Annotated in this window: 16 protein-coding genes and 1 pseudogene; 9 read left to right on the plus strand and 8 right to left on the minus strand. The window is 65.8% G+C overall.

Features of this window, described 5'->3' with window-relative positions; all coding sequences use genetic code 11:
• The 5 genes from ADT71_RS24950 to ADT71_RS24965 all read left to right on the plus strand — a co-directional run bounded on the left by ADT71_RS24950 (window position 1) and on the right by ADT71_RS24965 (window position 6,213).
• On the plus strand, window positions 1-537 hold the full coding sequence (locus ADT71_RS24950) for an RNA polymerase sigma factor (protein WP_054441256.1): 537 nt from the start codon (window positions 1-3) through the stop codon (window positions 535-537).
• Complete coding sequence (locus ADT71_RS24955) at window positions 538-1,566, plus strand: FecR domain-containing protein (protein ID WP_054441258.1); 1,029 nt, start codon at window positions 538-540, stop codon at window positions 1,564-1,566.
• A gap of 125 nt (window positions 1,567-1,691) precedes the next feature.
• A complete protein-coding gene (locus tag ADT71_RS32420) occupies window positions 1,692-2,006 on the plus strand; it encodes an STN domain-containing protein (RefSeq protein ID WP_197283120.1) in 315 nt (104 codons plus the stop codon).
• A complete protein-coding gene (locus ADT71_RS24960) occupies window positions 2,003-4,903 on the plus strand; it encodes a TonB-dependent receptor (protein WP_197283121.1) in 2,901 nt (966 codons plus the stop codon). The genes ADT71_RS32420 and ADT71_RS24960 overlap by 4 nt, the downstream gene beginning before the upstream one ends.
• Window positions 4,904-4,914: 11 nt before the next feature.
• Window positions 4,915-6,213 (plus strand): metallophosphoesterase family protein, encoded by a 1,299-nt coding sequence (locus ADT71_RS24965; RefSeq protein WP_054441260.1) that lies wholly within the window; start codon window positions 4,915-4,917, stop codon window positions 6,211-6,213.
• A 100-nt stretch (window positions 6,214-6,313) separates the two neighbouring features.
• Here ADT71_RS24965 and ADT71_RS24970 read toward each other — a convergent pair whose 3' ends face one another.
• A complete protein-coding gene (locus ADT71_RS24970; RefSeq protein ID WP_054441262.1) occupies window positions 6,314-7,369 on the minus strand; it encodes a tyrosine-protein phosphatase in 1,056 nt (351 codons plus the stop codon).
• 535 nt (window positions 7,370-7,904) lie between these two features.
• Here ADT71_RS24970 and ADT71_RS30745 point away from each other — a divergent pair.
• Entirely contained in the window at window positions 7,905-8,834 is a 930-nt protein-coding gene (locus ADT71_RS30745; protein ID WP_231636171.1) for a TetR/AcrR family transcriptional regulator, read from the plus strand.
• 144 nt (window positions 8,835-8,978) lie between these two features.
• Here ADT71_RS30745 and ADT71_RS24980 read toward each other — a convergent pair whose 3' ends face one another.
• The 4 genes from ADT71_RS24980 to ADT71_RS24995 form a co-directional block, all read right to left on the minus strand.
• Window positions 8,979-9,386, minus strand: coding sequence for a DoxX family protein (locus ADT71_RS24980; RefSeq protein ID WP_082370544.1), 408 nt, complete (start codon window positions 9,384-9,386; stop codon window positions 8,979-8,981).
• Window positions 9,387-9,433: 47 nt separating this feature from the next.
• Window positions 9,434-9,673 (minus strand): hypothetical protein, encoded by a 240-nt coding sequence (locus ADT71_RS24985; RefSeq protein WP_054441266.1) that lies wholly within the window; start codon window positions 9,671-9,673, stop codon window positions 9,434-9,436.
• Window positions 9,674-9,815: 142 nt separating this feature from the next.
• Entirely contained in the window at window positions 9,816-10,340 is a 525-nt protein-coding gene (locus ADT71_RS24990; RefSeq protein WP_082370545.1) for a helix-turn-helix domain-containing protein, read from the minus strand.
• A gap of 175 nt (window positions 10,341-10,515) precedes the next feature.
• Complete coding sequence (locus tag ADT71_RS24995) at window positions 10,516-11,445, minus strand: LysR family transcriptional regulator (RefSeq protein ID WP_054441268.1); 930 nt, start codon at window positions 11,443-11,445, stop codon at window positions 10,516-10,518.
• A gap of 121 nt (window positions 11,446-11,566) precedes the next feature.
• Here ADT71_RS24995 and ADT71_RS25000 point away from each other — a divergent pair, with 121 nt between their 5' ends.
• From ADT71_RS25000 to ADT71_RS25010, 3 genes are all read left to right on the plus strand, one after another.
• Window positions 11,567-12,265 carry a pirin family protein gene (locus ADT71_RS25000; RefSeq protein WP_054441269.1) on the plus strand — a complete coding sequence of 233 codons (699 nt, stop codon included), beginning with the start codon at window positions 11,567-11,569 and terminating at the stop codon, window positions 12,263-12,265.
• Between the two features lie 137 nt (window positions 12,266-12,402).
• Window positions 12,403-13,299, plus strand: a complete 897-nt coding sequence (locus ADT71_RS25005; protein ID WP_054441271.1) for a pirin family protein — start codon at window positions 12,403-12,405, stop codon at window positions 13,297-13,299.
• Between the two features lie 13 nt (window positions 13,300-13,312).
• The gene (locus ADT71_RS25010) at window positions 13,313-13,696 is read left to right on the plus strand and encodes an OsmC family protein (RefSeq protein WP_054441273.1); all 384 of its coding nucleotides are present in this window, start codon (window positions 13,313-13,315) and stop codon (window positions 13,694-13,696) included.
• Between the two features lie 50 nt (window positions 13,697-13,746).
• On the opposite strand, the gene ADT71_RS36010 is transcribed toward ADT71_RS25010, so the two are convergent.
• From ADT71_RS36010 to purM, 3 genes and pseudogenes are all read right to left on the minus strand, one after another.
• The gene (locus ADT71_RS36010; RefSeq protein WP_369818337.1) at window positions 13,747-14,085 is read right to left on the minus strand and encodes an MmcQ/YjbR family DNA-binding protein; all 339 of its coding nucleotides are present in this window, start codon (window positions 14,083-14,085) and stop codon (window positions 13,747-13,749) included.
• Between the two features lie 126 nt (window positions 14,086-14,211).
• Window positions 14,212-14,648: pseudogene (locus ADT71_RS36015) on the minus strand (phosphoribosylglycinamide formyltransferase); the annotation flags it as partial.
• A gap of 43 nt (window positions 14,649-14,691) precedes the next feature.
• A complete protein-coding gene (purM, locus tag ADT71_RS25020) occupies window positions 14,692-15,795 on the minus strand; it encodes a phosphoribosylformylglycinamidine cyclo-ligase (RefSeq protein WP_054441276.1) in 1,104 nt (367 codons plus the stop codon).
• Window positions 15,796-15,840: the final 45 nt, after the last annotated feature.

Genomic DNA, 15,840 nt, shown 5'->3' on the forward strand with positions numbered 1-15,840 from the left:
ATGGATCGTCCCGCGTCGCCGCCGCAGGACTGGAATGCGGTCGGCGCTGCGCTCGTGCGCTATCTCAGGGCGCGGGGAACGCGGCCCGACGTGGCCGATGACGTGGCGCAGGAAACGCTTGCGCGGCTGATCGCTCTCAGCCAGACGCAGCAGATCGGCAGTCTCTTTGCACTGGGCTTCAGGATCGCGGACAACCTGATCGTGGACTTGCAGCGGCGGGAGATGCGCCAGGATTACTGCCATGGGTCGCGCCAGTCCGGGGAAGCAGACGAAGAATGGGAAAGCGAAGATCCCTCGCTGGACAGGGTTCTCGATTCACGCCGCGCGCTGGACGTGCTCTCGCTCTGCCTGCGGCGGATGCCGCCCTTGCGCAGGGAAGTGCTCATTCGCAGGCGCCTCAATCATGAAAGCTGCCGCGCCATCGGTGACGATCTCTCGATCAGCGCGAAGGCGGTGGAGAAGCATATCACGCGCGGTCTGCTCGACCTGCGGCGGGCGCTCGAACGCGCGGGCGTGGACCTTGCGGGACATGGCTGAATGATGCCCGACCGGCAGGACTTCGGCGAGATCGACCGTCAGGCCGCGCAATGGGCGGACCGGATGAACCGCCCCTTGCAGGATGCCGAGATGGCGGCGGCTTTCGATCGCTGGATCCTGCAGGATAGCCGCCACGTGGAAGCCTATGCGCGGATGCAGGGGCTCTGGCAGTCCGGCGCCATGCAGGACGCGCTGACGGCAGCGGAGGCAGGCGCGGGCGCGGCGGCCGGGTCATGGCCCGGCGCGGCGGGCGGCACCCGGACGGGTACGGACGAATCCGGCCTGCCGGAAGACGGCGAGGCCCCGAACTGGGCCGCGCAGGCGTGGAAGCAGTTCGCGGCCTTCACCGCGGTGGCGCTCTGCCTCGTGGTGGTCGTGTCGCTGGGGGCGCGGCTGCTGGTGAGCGAGGCGAGCTACCGCACGGCGCGCGGCGAAACCCGCGATGTCCAGCTGGTGGACGGATCGAAAGTGCGCCTCAGCGGCGATACCCGGATGGACGTGCGCTTCACCCCATGGTCGCGCGAGGTCGTCCTGCGCGAGGGCGAGGCCTTCTTCGACGTTGCGCACGAGAAAGTCCGCAATTTCGCCGTCGATACCGGCAGCTCCAGCGTGACCGTGCTCGGCACCGCCTTCGACATCGATCTGGTGGACGAACAGACGCGGGTGGTGCGGGTCTATCGCGGCCTGGTGAGCGTGGATGCCGGTGCCGGGCGGCAATGGCGCCTGCCGGCGGGCAGCGGCATCGAGGTGGGCGGCGGCAAGGTCCGCAGCCTTGGCGATGTGCCGGGCGATCATCCCGGCTGGATCGACGGCTGGTTCGATGCCGAGGATACATCGGTGCGGCAACTCGTGCAGCGGCTCAACCGGGGTTCCTCGCGGCCGATCGAACTGTCCGATCCGGCCCTGGGCGACCTTCCGGTGACGGGCCGGTTCCAGACGTCGGACCCGGAGATGGTGCTGGATGCTCTGGCCGCGATCCACGATCTCCAGTGGCACAGGGAAGGCGGCCGCTACCTGCTTTCGCGTTAGGCGGCAGGCTCTTGGTGTCATCAAGAATACTTGATAACGTAATGAAAATGTAAGAAAAAATAATTGTCGGGTTAGGCCGGGCCTGCACGTCTTCCCCCCGAATGCCTTATCCTAGGGGGGAAATGATGTTTCGTTCGAGTAATGCCCTGCTGCGCGTATCCGCATGGGCGATCGCGTTGGCCACGGTGAGCGGCGGGGTCGCCGCGGCGCCTGCGCAGGCGGCCGCCACGGGGCAGTACAGCTTCGCCATTCCGGCGCAGGACCTCGGCCATGCGCTGCAGGAATTCTCGCGCGTTACCGGGCTGCAGGTGGCGGCGGCGCCCGAAGCGGTGCGGGGGCGCCGGAGCGCGGCCGTCTCGGGCCGGATGAGCGCGCAGCAGGCGCTCGCCCGGCTGGTGCGCGGCGCCATGTCGAGACGCAGCTTCGCGGGGGCACCGTGATCCTGAAGGCGCGGGCGGCCACGCCGCGCCCCGCCGCCGTGACCGCTCCGGCGCGCCGCGCCGCGCCGGTGGCCGCCGCCGCCGTTGCCGAAGAGCCTGCCGGGGGCGGAGACAGCGAGATCGTCGTCACCGGCTATATCGAGGCGGCGCAGCACGCGCTCGACATCAAGCGCAGGAACGACACCGTCTCCGACACGATCAGCGCCGACGACATGGGCAAGCTGCCCGCCAACAACGTTTCCGAGGCGCTCGCGCGGCTGCCCGGCGTCAACGCGGTGCGCAGCCCGACCACGGGCGAGGGCGACCGCATCACCGTGCGCGGCCTTTCCACCGAGCTGAACAACTACTCGATCAACGGCGTTCGCCTGGGCGGGGCCGGTTCGCGCGACAACAATTTCTATCGCGGCGTGCGCCTCTCGGTCCTGCCGCCGGACGGTATCAAGCAGATCACCGTCTACAAGACCCTGACGCCCGACCGCGACGGTGACGCGCTGGGCGGCTCGGTGGATATCTCCACCCCGACCGCCTTCGACCAGACCCCGATGTACACGCGTCTGTCCGCCGAGGGCGGGATGCTCGACAAGTACGACCATCGCAAGTCCGGCCAGGTTTCCGGCGCGCTCTCGCGCCAGTTCAGCGACCATTTCGGCATATACGTCGCCGCGAACTGGAGCCGCCGCAAGTCGCAGTTCGAGCAGAACGGCGTCGACGGCGATAACCAGCCCGACACCTGGTACGATGACAGCGAGACGCTGGGCTGGGACCCCAACCGCTTCGTCATGCGCGGCATGGACCTGGGCTTCGGCGAAACCGACGTGAAGCGCTGGGGCGCCAATACCAGCATCGACTACCGCTCGGACAATCACGATTTCCACTTCCGCGGGCAGTACAACAAGTACCGCAAGGACGAATTCCTCAACCGCCTGAACTTCCGCAACGACACCGCCCGGAACTCGACCCGCCTGGTGCAGGTGGATTCCGCCGATACCGCCTTGCTCCAGCCCGACGACAACGTGACCGGGTACGACGATGCGCTGGGCCGGATCTACGGTTATTCGCTCGACCAGATCGTGGATCAGGACGGCGACGGGATCATCACCGACGCGGACCGCAAGGGCAAATCGTTCTACAGCCTCAACGGCGGGTCGGGTACGTGGGACCCGCAGGGCTTCCGCCTGCGCCGTTTCTGGGAAGGTTCGCGCGAGACCGGCAGTCTCGCTTCGGCCAACCTCGGCGGAATCTCGCGCGTGGGCGAGCTGACGGTCGACTACGACGTTTCCTACTCGCAGTCGGAAGACAATCTCGACGACGGGTACACGCTGGAATTCCGCAGCGACAAGTACGGCTGGCTCGGCAACGAGGGCGTGCTGTTCAGCAGCAGCGAGGATTCGCGCTTCCCCAAGTGGCTGCTCAATTCCGCCGGGCTCGAAGCGGTGCAGGACCCGTCGCAGTACGATTTCAGCAGCCTTGAAGGCGAAGTGGGCGGCAGCAGCGAGAAGCTCTGGCAGGCGCAGTTCAACCTTGAATGGAAGCCGGTCGATTCCTGGCTGCAATCGTTCAAGACCGGCGCCAAGTTCTACAATTCGCGCCGCCGCACTTATCAGGGCTCGTTCCTGAACCTCGAGGCGGACGGCACGCTGGCGGACTTTTCCGAGTTCTACGGCAAGGACGTGAACAGCCTGTTCGGCGGCGCCTATAGCGGGCTCTACCGGCTCGGCACGACGATCGACAACCGCAAGATGCTGGCCGAACTCCAGCGCGCCGAGGACGGCCAGAGCGAGATCTTCGACGGTTTCGCGGTCGATCCCAATGACGCGGAGCTTTCGAACGAGGACAGCTTCCGTTTCAACGAACGGGTGATCTCGGCCTATGCCATGGGCACGGCCCGCTTCGGCCGGGCGCAAGTGATCGCCGGCGTGCGCATGGAAGCGACGCGCAACAAGATCGACGCCTGGAACATGGACCTGATCCAGGGCGAGCGGTTCGTCTCGGACAAGTCCAGCTTCGTGAACGTGCTGCCCTCGGTCCATGTGAACTACGAACTGGACGACCGCACCAAGCTGCGCGGCGCGGTCTGGACCAGCTTCGCCCGTCCCGACATCGCCCGCATGAGTTCGGCGCGCGAATATGGCTACGACACGGACCCCGATGGCGACGGCGAGGAAAACCCGGTTTCGCAGTGGGTGCTGACCTCGATCGCGCAGGGCAACCCGAACCTCAAGCCGATGCGCTCGCTCAACCTCGACATGTCGCTGGAGCACTATGCCGGCCGCACCGGGGCCTATTCGGTGGCGCTCTACTACAAGCACATCACCAACTTCCTGTTCCGCTCCTCCTCCAGCAACATCCGCGACGGGACGCTGGGCGAGAACGTGGACCCTACCGGCGTGGCGATCTCGATGCCCAACAACGGCAAGTGGGCCGAAGTCTACGGCGTGGAGATCAGCGGCCAGCAGCTCCTGCACTGGCTGCCGGGCGTGCTCGGTTCGCTGGGCGTGGGCGGCAACCTGACGCTGCAGCGTTCGAAGGCGGTCACTGGGCTTTCGTGGCATCCCGACGGCTACACCCTGCCGCTGATGGAAACGCCCGAGACGATCGCCAACCTGCAACTGTTCTGGGAGCGCAAGGGCTGGGAAATCTACGGTGCATGGAACTACCAGTCGCGGTTCCTCGGCGGCATCCAGGACTTCGGCAACAATCCCTACGAGCAGGCCTATAGCTTCGTGGACCTGACCTTCCGCAAGACCTTCCTCAAAAAGTCCTCGGTGCAGTTCCAGGTTCAGAACCTCTTCGATTCGCACACTTATTGGGAAACCGTGTCGTCGGGGACAGGGGGAAGCCGCGCCTACATCAAGAACGGGCGCAGCATGACGCTCGGCTTCAACCTGATCTTCTGAGGATACCTGCCATGAAGACCAAGACCCGCATCCTGCTGGGGGCGCTGGCCCCGGCCCTGCCGCTGTTTCTGCCGCTGTGCCTGCCGTTTCCCGCCTTCGCCGCCGATGCTCCGGCCCAGCAGCAGGAGCCGCTGGCGCCCGCCACCGTCCGGCCCGAGCGCGTGATCCTGAATCTCACTGCCGATCCGGCCACCGGTATGGCCGTGACCTGGCGCTCGGCACCGGGGCTGCCGGGGCAGGTGCAATATGCGAAGGCGACCAGCAGCCCCGACTTCGTGAAGGCGCCGCTCACCGTGGCGGCGAATACCGACGATGCCACCTTGCCGGTCCGCGAGGACCCGGCATTCCGCGCCGCCTATCACTCGGCGGTGCTGACCGGGCTCGAACCCGATACCGTCTATGCCTACCGCGTGGGGGACGGCGCGCACTGGTCCGAATGGTTCCAGTTCCGCACCGCCGCCCGCGAGGGCAAGCCGTTCCGCTTCATCTACATGGGCGACATGCAGAACCAGATCCTGTCGGAAGCCTCGCGCACCTTGCGCATGGCCTTCCGCCAGGCGGGGGACGCGGCCTTCACGATCCACGCCGGAGACCTCATCAACCGGCATGACAGCGATGCCGAATGGGGCGAGTGGTTCGCCTCGGGCGGGTTCCTCTATGCCCAGACGCCGCAGATGCCGACGCCGGGCAATCACGAATACGTCAGGGATGAAGCCGCGCGGGCGGGTTCCTCGATCAACGGCCAGTGGCGCCGCCAGTTCACCTTGCCCGAGAACGGCCCGGCCGAGCTTCCGGCGAGCCGGGAAACGAGCTGGTACACCGACTATCAGGGCCTGCGCCTGATCTCGATCGATTCCATGCAGGTCGATCGGGACGAGACCGCGCGCAAGGCCATCGTGAAATGGCTGGACGGGCTGCTGGCGAAGAATCCGAACCGCTGGACGGTGCTGTTCCTGCACTTCCCGCTGTTCTCCAGCGAGCCGGGGCGTGACAATCCCAAGGTCCGCGCCGCGCTGAAGCCGCTGATCGACAAGTATCATGTCGACCTCGTGCTGCAGGGCCACGATCACGGCTATGCGCGCGGCGCGATCGGCAAGGACGGCCCATCGGCGGACGATGCCGGAACCACTTATGCCGTCTCGGTCGCCGGGCCGAAGATGTACGATGTCGGCAGCCTGCCCTGGGCCCGCAAGTCGGCCTCCCGCACGCAGGCCTATCAGGTGATCGACGTCAGCCCCGCCGCGCTGACCTACCGGGCCTATACGGCGACGGGTGAGCCGCTCGACGCGGTGACCTTGCACAAGCCCTGAGATCCGCAAGGGCCGGCCGCAGGCCGGGGGGCGCCGTTTCCGGCCCTTGGCGAGGCCGCGCTTCGTATTGCGACGCGAAGTGCGGCCTCGTTCGGCCCGGTCAGTCGAGCATGGTCTGGCGCAGCCTGGCGATATCCGCGTCGGTCAGGCCGATCTTCTGCTTCAGGTAGCCTTCGGTGCCGCCATACTGCTTGTCGAGGTAAGTGAAGAACTGCGCGAGGTGAGAGATGCCGCCGGGGGTGTAGAGCGGTTCGGCCTTGGGCGGCTGACCATCGGCGCGGGCGGCGTAATACTTGAGGATCGGGTTGCCCGGATAGTCGGCAGGGTCGACTTTGGGCATTTCCCACTGCGGCTTACGGAACGTGGTGGAGAGGTGATAGTCCTTGAGGATCGTCTCCCGGTCCACGCCGAGCAGGTCGTAGATCAGGGCGGTGGCGATCCCGGTGCGATCCTGCCCGGCCGAGCAGTGGTAGACCACCGCGCCCTCGTTCGCGAGGAGCCGGTTGAACAGGGCGTGGAACTGCGGGACGAGCATGATTTCCATGCCCTCGTAGATGTTCTCGCCGCCGCTCTTTGCCATCTTCGCGAAGAGGGGCTTCAGCGAATAGTCGTTGGCGAGGAACAGTGCGCCGGTACGGTCGTCAAGCATGTCGGGCGCGACTTCGCGTTCCTCGATCGAGCGCAGGTCCACCACGGCGCCCAGATGAACCTGGTCGAGCAGCGCATAGTCCGCATCTGTCAGCAGCGGCATCGCGCCCGAGCGAAAGGCCTTGTCCCACTTCACGGTGCGGCCGTCGCGAGTGACATAGCCGCCGATGTCGCGGAAGTTGCTGCCCTGCTGGAGCGGCAGGACCCGCTCGGCGACCACGGCGGTCTTGCCCTTGCGGCTTTCGAGGATGACGTAGCGGCGCTCGCTTGCGGGGATGGGCAGGGTGAGCGTGCTCTCGGTGCTGGCGGCGGCAAAGCGCCGGTCGCCCTTGTCGAGCACGGTATCGGCGCTGATCCACACCGCGACCGGGGCGGTGTCCGGCCGGGTGAGCTGGACGGTCTGCGCGTCGAGCCGGGTCAGCGCGGCGATTTCGCGCGCGGTGGCGGCTGTGCCGGAAAGCGCCGTGATGGCGGCGATCAGGGCGATGGATGTGGTCTTGCGCGTCATTTCTGGGATTCCCGGTCAGTGGCGCAGGGGGCAGCGTGGTTCCGATCGGCCCGTGATGAACGGACGTAGCGGCGACAGGCCCGGCGGCGCGGATTTGATCGTGGCCGATGTAGAACGGATGTATGTATCCTGTGTGACATCGGTATCGTCAATCTCCATGGCATGCATCGTGGCCACGATGCTCGCCATCGGCGGGATCGCTTGCTATTGTCAGGCAGACGACATGCCGAACCGGAGCGGGGCCTGATGCCGGAAAATCCTAGAAAACCCTCTAATGACAGGCTGTTGGAGGCTGTTTTCGAGCAATGGTCTGCTGTTGGCGGCAGCGGGGTTACCGCGCGGCAGGTCGCCGGGATTGCCGATATACCGGTATCGTCGATCTACCATCATTTCGGCTCTCTGGAACAGTTGTTGGTTGTTGCGCAGGATCACGCGCGGCAGCAGGCGCGGCTCTGGTGCGATGAGCAGCTCGGGCAGGTTTCGGGGTTCGCGGGGGACTATCGCGATTTCCCGGCCTTCTTCGCGCAGATCGTCGATGGCTGGGCGAACGAGCGGCGGGGGCTGGCCTTCGCCTGGCGGGAAGGGCAGCTTCTGGCCGCCACCAGCCCGGCCTTCCTGCAGGCGGAGGGGGAGTGGCGGCGATCTCTGGGCGGGGTTCTGGCAGGTCGCGGCGGCAAAGTTCGGGCTGGCGGACCGGGCCGTGGTTGCCGAGCGGGTCTTCGAGAACGAGAGCTTCCTGCACATGTTCCGCTGGCGCCGCACCGTGGACCGCGCCGGGCTGGACGAATTTGCGCGGGGGCTGGCGGCGTGGCTGTCGGGCAGGCCGATCCCGGAAGCGCCATGGCGCGACTATGCCCGGGCCGAGGCACTGCGCGAGCTTCCGGCCTTCCCCGAACGCGACGCCACCGGCGCCCGCATCGTCGAGGCCGCAGCCGCCTTGCTGGAGAAGACAGGCGCCAGCGGGCTGACTCACCGCGCGGTTGCCGAAAGCGCGGGGCTGACGCTGGGCGTGGTCTCGCACAAGTTCCGCACCAAGTCGGAACTGGTCCAGGCCGCATTCGAGGGAACCTACCTGAGCGGCGTGACCCGCTTCCGCTCCGATGCCCTGCCCGGCAGCGACACCGCCGCCGAAGCCGCGATCGAGCAGGCGCTGGACAACATGGTGGGCTTCATCGCCCACAGCGTCCGCGGCCGGGGCATGGATGAACTGCACATCGCCGTGGCGCGCGACCCGGCGCTGAACCAGTTCGCGGCGCAACTGCGCTATCTGCGCGGACAAACCTCGCGCAAGCTGCTGGAGGCGCTGATCCAGGGGCGGCGTCAGGCGGGAAATCTCGAAGCGGCGCTGCTGTCGAGCTTCCTTTCGTCCTTGACGCGCAACCATGCCGGGGCGGAGGGCGAAACGTCCCGGGCAGCGATCCGGCGCGAGTTCGAGGCGGTGGTCGACCTGATCCGGGCGGGCTGATCGCCTCGCCAACGTCATCGCGCCCGCCCGAGCGGGCAGGGTGATGCCAGGTGCCGTTCTGGTGCCTTTAGGTGTCGTTCTGTTCCAGACGCGAAAAGGGCGAGCCTTTCGGCCCGCCCTTGCTGTTTTCGGTCTGCAAACCCGTCAGTCGCGGCCGTTTCCGAAGGCGACGATCTGCAGCATGCCGCCGGCCATGGCGACGTTCTTGAAGAAGTGAATGAACTGGTTCTGGTCGCCGAGCTGGGCGTGGAAGAAGAGGGCGGTCGCCAGGCTGAACAGCGCCAGCACCGCGGCCACGGCGCGCAGGCGATAGCCCGAGATCAGGACGACACCGCCCACCAGTTCGACGATGATCGCGCCGGCAAGCGCAACAGCCGGCAGCGGCAGCCCGGCCGAGGCGATATAGGCCATCGTGCCGGATGGATCGGCAAGCTTGGATGCGCCGCTCAGGATGAAGATGGCGGCTATCAGGATGCGTCCGATAAGCGGCAGGAACCTGGCGATGCCGTTGTCGAGCGTGGCGGGAGCGGTCTTGGCGGTTGCGGTATTCATGGCGATTCCCCTTGGCATTTGCGTTGAAGAGGAGCCGTAAGTCCGCGTCATGCGGCCGATGCTGCGGCGCCTCGATGACAGGGAAGTGCCGGAAAATCGGATTTCCAGAAATCCTGATAAAATTGATCTTCACATTCGATAAAGTTGAAATGGTAGATCGTGGAAAATGGGACTGGCGGCAGGGCGGGGGGAGTCGCCGCCAGTCCCTCAGGGGTTCGCAGGCCGACCGTGCGGGCTCCGAACAGGGCCTTGGCGTAGTCGCCGCCAAGCCCGTAACTCTTGCCCATCAGGCGGGATTAACGGCCCGGCCCGGGCTGGCATCAAGGTTGCAAATGAATACGGTCGCGGCAGGCAATGGCTTTGCCGGACAGGAGTTTACGACCTAGGCCTTTCGCGGTTCAGGGTCTTGTACGGAGTTGACGCGAAGCATCAGTTGGCGCGTGCGACGGGCTGCCAGCGGCTGCGCCACACTTTGGGCGTGGTGCCCACCGCGCGGCGGAAAAGCCGCGTCAGGTGCGCCTGGTCGGTCAATCCGCATGTGCAGGCGATCTGCGAAAGCGCATCGTCGGTCTGGAGCATGAGGCGCTGCGCCCGCCGGATCCTTTGCCGGATGACATAGGCGTGGGGCGGTTCGCCCATGCTGGTCTTGAAGGCCCGGCAGAAGTGGCCGGTACTGAGCCGCGCAACCATGGCAAGGTCTCTGCAGGCGAGGGGGTGAGCAAGATTGTCGTCCACATGGCGGACCACCCTGTGCAGTTGCCAGCCGGCGAGGCCGCCCTTGGCCGAAGGATCGGATGTCAGGTCCGCCGGCGGAGCCACCGGCAGCAACAGGGCGCGGTAGTTCTCGGGCCTTTCTCCCGCCGAAATGCCGGCGGGGTGAACCCTGTCTTCGAAAATAGCTGGTAGATCCCGTCCCGATTTTATTGTTGTCGTGCTCAAGTTCGCATGAAGCATGACCAACTCTCCAATCTCGGCGAATCGGATTGTCGCACAGTATTTCGGAACGACAACCCGATTCTCCGCTGGAACATGAATCGCCTGCAGAGATTGCGATCTTGCTACGCTAGGTGGAAGGGGGAATTTTACTAAGGTATTATACGAAAGATATCGGAAAACTTCGCTTTCGGTGTCAGATATCGGGAAGTTCGTTAAACGTGTTGTCCAACTCGCACTGGGCCACGAAACGGTCGAGCAGCCATGCCGCTGCCGGGCCGGGAGGAACGTCGCGGCGCCATATCCCGCCGAAGCGGTAGATGCCGCCGGGATGATCCGGCATGGCCAGGCGCACGAGTGTTCCCGAAACGAGATCCGGCTCGATCATCGGCAGCGGCATGTTGCCCCAGCCGATTCCCTGCCGCAGCAGGGCATGCTTGGCGCCAAGGTCGGCGAGGCGCCATGTCTTGGGGCTCATTACCGAGAAGTCCTTTCCCTCGGTAAAGCGCGAACGGTCGCTGAGCACGAGCTGGGTAAATTCGCGCCCCGCGCCGGGCGGGATCGGGTCCATGCGGCCCAGCGGGTGATCGGGGGCGGCCACCGGCACCATCGCCACCGAGCCTACGGACACGCTTTCCAGCCCGTCCACCCCCGCGAAGAGAGGGCCCGACAGGCCGATCACGGCATTCCCGTCCAGCACCATCGATGTAATCGCGCCCAGTGCCTCAACATGGAGGCGCAGCTGGACGGTGGGAAACTCGGCGGCGAAAGCGCGCAGAATCACGCCGAGGCGCTCGGCCGGGAACATTACGTCCACGGCGAGATCGACTTCCGCCTCAAGCCCGTCGAGCAGGCCCTTAACCTTGGCGCGCAATCCGTCGATCCCTTCCGCCACGCCGCGCGCTTCCGAGAGGACCGCACGCCCGGCCGTGGTGAGGACGGGCTTGCGCGTACCCTCGCGCTCGAACAGCATGACGCCGAGCTGGGCTTCGAGATTGGCGATTCCATAGCTGATGACGGAGACCGCACGGTTCAGCTTGCGCCCGGCGGCGGCGAAACTGCCGGTGTCTACGATGGCCAGGAAGATGCGCAGCTGGTCCAGGGTCGGCGTGCCGGGGTTGCTCACTTTTCAATCTCCTCGAACAGTCAGGTCGATTTTATCCCTCTGAACTTGAAATGAGCCGAGGTCTATATGGGTTTTCAAGAGAGGGCGGCACCTAACCCCGCCGCCCTTCAGGAGATAGGCCATGATCGAACTTCGTCCCTATGACAGCCTCGGCGGTGCCAACCACGGCTGGCTCGACGCCAAGCACCACTTCTCGTTCGCCGGCTACCACGATCCGGCACGTGTCCACTGGGGCAACCTGCGCGTCTGGAACGACGATGCGATCGCCCCGCAGACCGGCTTCCCGCCGCATCCGCACCGCGACATGGAAATCATCACCTATGTCCGCGAAGGCGCGATCACCCACCAGGACAACCTGGGTAACAAGGGCCGGACCGAGGCCGGCGATGTCCAGGTGATGAGCGCGGGCACGGGCATCACGCACTCGGAATACAACCTCGAGGACGTGACGACGAAGATCTTCCAGATCTGGATCATCCCGACCCGCGACGGCGAGGAACCGAGCTGGGGCGCCAAGCCCTTCCCCAAGGGGGACCGCTCGGGCCAGTTCGTGACGCTCGCCTCTGGCTACGAGAACGACAACGAAGCCCTGCCGATCCGTACCAATGCCCGCGTCGTGGGCGCCACGCTCAAGGCCGGCGAGACCGCCGAATACCCGCTGGGCAAGGACCGCAAGGCCTACCTCGTTCCCGCCATCGGTGCGGTGCAGATCGACGATGTGCGCGCCAATGCCCGGGACGGCGTGGCGATCAGCGACCTCGACGTGCTGCGGATCACCGCGATCGAGGATAGCGAGATCGTTCTGGTCGACGCTGCCTGAAGAACCGGGAGCGGGCGGAAATCGCCCGCTCCCATCTCTTCTCTGCCAGATTGCCCGATTGCATTTTCCCTTATCGGCGCCGACGTTCTTCCCCGGCGCTCAAACGCACAAAAGAAGCGCAAGGAAGGATTGCCCCCATGACCGTCCATTCATCCGATATCGAAGGCGTTGACCTTGTCGTTCTTCCCCCCGTCCGCGACCTTGGCGACGGGTTCCAGGTCCGCCGTGCGCTGCCCACCGCGCAGCGCCGCATGGTCGGCCCCTTCATCTTCTTCGACCAGATGGGCGAGGCGGTGTTCCGCAGCGGCGAAGGCCTCGACGTGCGCCCGCATCCGCACATCGGCCTTTCCACGCTGACTTACCTCGTCGAAGGCGAGATCCTTCATCGCGACTCCCTCGGCTCGGTCCAGGCGATCCGCCCCGGTGAGGTCAACTGGATGACCGCAGGCAGCGGCATCGTCCATTCCGAGCGCACCTCTCCCGAAATCCGCGCCAGCGGCGGCAAGCTGTTCGGGCTCCAGACCTGGATCGCGCTGCCCAGGGAAGCGGAAGAGATCGCCCCGGCCTTTGCGCACCACAAGGCAGACGAGATTCCCGTGACCGAAGACGCCGGAACCCGGCTGACGCTGATCGCCGGTACGTCCGACGGCCTGACCTCGCCGCTCAAGACCTACTCCGACATGGTCTATGCCGATATCGTCATGCTCGACGGTGCGCGTTATCAGGTGAAGGCCGAGCACGTCGAACGCGCGATCTATGTCGTCGGCGGCGAAGTCGAGGTCGAAGGCCAGACCGGCAGCTTCAAGGAAACCGAACTCGTGGTCTTCAAGCCGGGCGCCGAAGTCGTGCTCCGCGCCAGGGGCGGCACCCGCCTGATGCTGCTGGGCGGGGAACCCCTGCCGGAGAAGCGCCATATCTTCTGGAACTTCGTCTCTTCCTCGCTCGACCGTATCGAGCAGGCCAAGGAAGACTGGAAGGAACAGCGCTTCGACCGCGTGCCCGACGAAAACGAATTCATTCCCCTTCCGGCCTGAGGAGCATCACGCCATGGCACATGGAACCGCCCATATCGGCGAAACCCCCTGGCGCACCGAGATCGTCGTCGGCGGCCATGCGATCGTTGCCGACGAGCCGGAAGCGCTCGGCGGGCAGGGCGCCGGCCCTGCGCCTTACGACCTGCTGCTCGCCAGTCTCGGCGCCTGCACCGCGATCACGCTGAAGATGTACGCCGTGCGCAAGGGCTGGCCGCTGCAATCGCTCGATGTCGACCTGAAGCTGAGGGGCTCGAAGGATGACATGCATGTTGAGCGCACGCTCGTGATCTCGGGATTGGACGAGGACCAGAAAAGCCGCCTCGCCGACATCGCGGAGCGGACGCCGGTTACACTGACCCTGAAGTCGGGCCTGCCGATCGAGACGCGGCTGGCTTGAACCCTTGGAGAACACAGGGCAGTGCGGCCGGCCGCGCTGCCCTTTTCGCGTCAGAACTGCTCGGCCACGTCCACGAGCGAGGTCAGCTTCTTCGGGGCGATCGCGCGCCATGACCGGGCCAGCCACGTCCCGATGGCGTCCCAGTCGTTCTCGCCCAGATCGAGGCGAATGCCGATCCAGCCGTCGCCGAAGTAGGCGGGGCGGAAATAGCGTTCCTCGTCCTGTTCTATGAGCATCGCCTGTTCGTCCGGGCCGCTGATCTTCACCAGCAGGGCGGTGCGACCGTCGGCGTGATGGTTCGACGTGAAGTAGGCGAATTTCTTGCCCTTGGTCACGCCGAAGCAGGGCATTCCGTGGCTCTGTATCTCGTCCGCTTCGGGCAGGGCCATGGCCCGTTCCCGTACGCACTCAAGCAGCCATTCCGGGCTCGTTTCGCGCACGACAAGCGCGGCGAGGCAACGTGAATAGAGCTGGTGTTCGGCAATCAGTACGCGCGCGGCGAGCGTATCGGCGGTGTCTCCCGGCACGATGGCAACCGGCGTCTGGCCGAGGATCGGACCTTCGTCCAGCTCGGGAATGACGAGATGGACGCTGACGCCGCCGTGACTGTCGCCCGCGTCGATGGCGCGCTGGTGGGTATGCAGGCCGGTGTACTTCGGCAGGAGCGACGGGTGGATATTGACCATCCTGCCGTCCCACTTGCCCACGAAACCGCCGGTCAGGATGCGCATGTATCCCGCGAGCGCGACCCATTGCGCGCCGGAGCCGCGGATGGCGGAGTCCATCGCGGCGTCGTGCTCCTCGCGCTCAGCCCCTTGTGGCTGAGCGCGAAGGTGGGCACGCCTTCGGCGGAGGCGAGTGCAAGGCCGCCTGCATCGGGCCGGTTGCTGGCGACGAGGACGATCTCATAGGGACAGTCCTCGGCGCGGCTGGCGTAGAGCAGGGCGGCCATGTTGGTGCCGCTGCCCGAAATCAGGACGGCGACTTTTGCCTTGTCAGGCAAGATGAACGGCTTCCCAGTCCTCGCGGGCGGACCAGATCTCGGTCTTGCCCTGAACGGTGCAGCCCTTGTCGCCTTCTTCGACGATGCCGATCACGAAGACGGTTTCGCCGGCTGCTTCCAGCTCGGCCTTGAGCGCGGCGACTTCTTCCGGCGAGACCGCAAGCACCATGCCGATGCCGCAGTTGAAGGTGCGCGCCATCTCGCCCGGCTCGATATTGCCCTGCGCCTGCAGGAACGCCATCAGGCGCGGCTGCTCCCAGGCGCCGGCATCGATACGGGCGTGCAGGCCCTTGGGCAGCACGCGCGGAATGTTTTCGAGCAGGCCGCCGCCGGTGATATGGGCCAGCGCATTGATACGGCCGGCGCGGATGAAGGGCAGCAGGCTCTTAACGTAGATGCGCGTGGGCGCGATCAGCGCGTCGATCAGCAGGGTGTCCGAATCGAACAGGGCCGGGCGGTCCAGCTTCCAGCCCTTGTCCTCGGCGAGGCGGCGCACCAAGGAGTAGCCGTTGGAATGCACGCCCGAGGATGCAAGGCCGAGCAGCACGTCGCCGTCCGCGACCTTTTCACCGGTGAGCTGTTCGCCGCGTTCCACCGCGCCGACGCAGAAGCCTGCGAGATCGTAATCGCCCGCGGCGTACATGCCGGGCATCTCTGCGGTTTCGCCGCCGATGAGGGCGCAGCCCGAGATGCGGCAGCCATCGGCGATTCCGGCAACGACGCGTTCGGCGACGCCGTTCTCGAGCTTGCCGGTGGCGAAGTAGTCAAGGAAGAACAGGGGCTCTGCGCCCTGTACGATAAGGTCGTTCACGCACATGGCGACGAGGTCGATGCCGATCTGGTCGTGCCGGTCATGGTCGATGGCCAGCTTGACCTTGGTGCCGACACCGTCGTTCGCGGCGACCAGAAGCGGGTCCTTGTAGCCGGCCGCGCGGGGGTCGAAGAAACCACCGAAGCCTCCCAGTTCCGCATCGGCGCCGGGGCGCGCGGTGGATTTGGCGAGCGGGGCGATGGCTTTGACCAGCGCATTGCCTGCGGCGATCGAGACGCCGGCTTGCTCGTAGGAGTAGCTCTTCGGGGAGTTATCGTCGGACATTGCGCGCGCATAGTGTGCAAACGCTCTCCTGTCACGCCCGAGGCA

The sequence above is a fragment of the Novosphingobium sp. ST904 genome, from assembly GCF_001298105.1.
GTDB lineage: Bacteria > Pseudomonadota > Alphaproteobacteria > Sphingomonadales > Sphingomonadaceae > Novosphingobium.